Source organism: Psychrobacter sp. 2Y5 (assembly GCF_051847375.1).
GTDB lineage: Bacteria > Pseudomonadota > Gammaproteobacteria > Pseudomonadales > Moraxellaceae > Psychrobacter.
This window is the reverse complement of the sequence record NZ_JBPYDA010000032.1, coordinates 1-1,042: the sequence shown is the minus strand read 5'-3', so window position 1 is coordinate 1,042 and position 1,042 is coordinate 1. Positions and strand designations below refer to the sequence as shown.

The window sequence follows — 1,042 nt, the reverse complement described above, 5'->3', positions numbered from 1 at the left end:
ATACAACTTGGATTTATTGATCATCCTGACGGCGCACATCATGCCAGCATGTTGCTCAGCGCCAATTATCCAAAGTTTCAGCATAGTAACGACTTTGAGCAAAAGGGCTTTTCCAATCAAATAGCGCTAATTTTGGAGCCTGTAGGTCGAGGGCTTGGATTTACGGTGTTGCCTGCCCACGCAGTTGCCGCTTATGAAAAGCCTCAGCTTATCAAAAGCCATTATCTGCCAACGCCAGTTAGCGAAACGCTTTATTTAGTGACAAATCATGACCATGTGCTACCTAATAGAATGCAGACTGTGATTAGTGAGATAAAGAGATGGCTATAGATTTACTTTATTAGACAGGATCTGATCTACTACAAACATATTGTCAGGTAGATACTGTTAATGCTATTTCAACGATAAGACCCTGAATACCATCTTCACGATTGCGAGCACTAACTTGTCCTTGGTGCGCGGCAATAATCGCCTGAGCAATAGCCAGTCCAAGACCGTAGCCGCCTTTTTGTTTGCTGGCTTTACTAGCAGTAGAGCTTATTGGGCGTTGTCTAGACGCATCTAAGCGTACAAAGGGCTGAAAGATACGCTCTAGATTATCGTTATCTATGCCTGATCCTTGATCTACAATGCTTATTTTTAGTGCAGATGTTTGATTCGTAAGCTTAATAGTTTCAATCTTAGATAAGACGATAGAGTGTGAGCTTGAATAGATAAAGGCGTTACGAATCACATTTTCAAAAGCGCTATGCAATTGCTCTCGATTACCGATAATAGTATGTAAAATCTTATCACTACTTGCCTCATCACTATTATTCAAGCATCGCCATTCAATGTGTTTATCATAAAACTCGAAACTCACGTCCTGACCAATCTCATCAAGGAGCATCGCTATGTCTATCGACTCAAAATCCTCAGGGCGTACCATATAGCGCTGCATTTGTAGTGATTGAATATGGATAATCTGCCCAATCAGTTCATTCATGCGAGTGGACTCTTTTTGGATACGGTCAAGATAATGCGTCGCATTAGGTGCATAGTC

At 41.5% G+C, this 1,042-nt stretch carries 2 protein-coding genes; one reads left to right on the top strand and one right to left on the bottom strand.

Annotated features, from left to right (window positions below; all coding sequences use genetic code 11):
• The coding region (locus tag ACS8E3_RS13000; protein ID WP_439244756.1) for a LysR substrate-binding domain-containing protein at positions 1–330 on the top strand (330 nt) is incomplete at its 5' end.
• A gap of 43 nt (positions 331–373) precedes the next feature.
• Here ACS8E3_RS13000 and ACS8E3_RS12995 read toward each other — a convergent pair.
• On the bottom strand, positions 374–1,042 hold a 669-nt coding region (locus ACS8E3_RS12995), incomplete at its 5' end, for an ATP-binding protein (protein ID WP_439244755.1).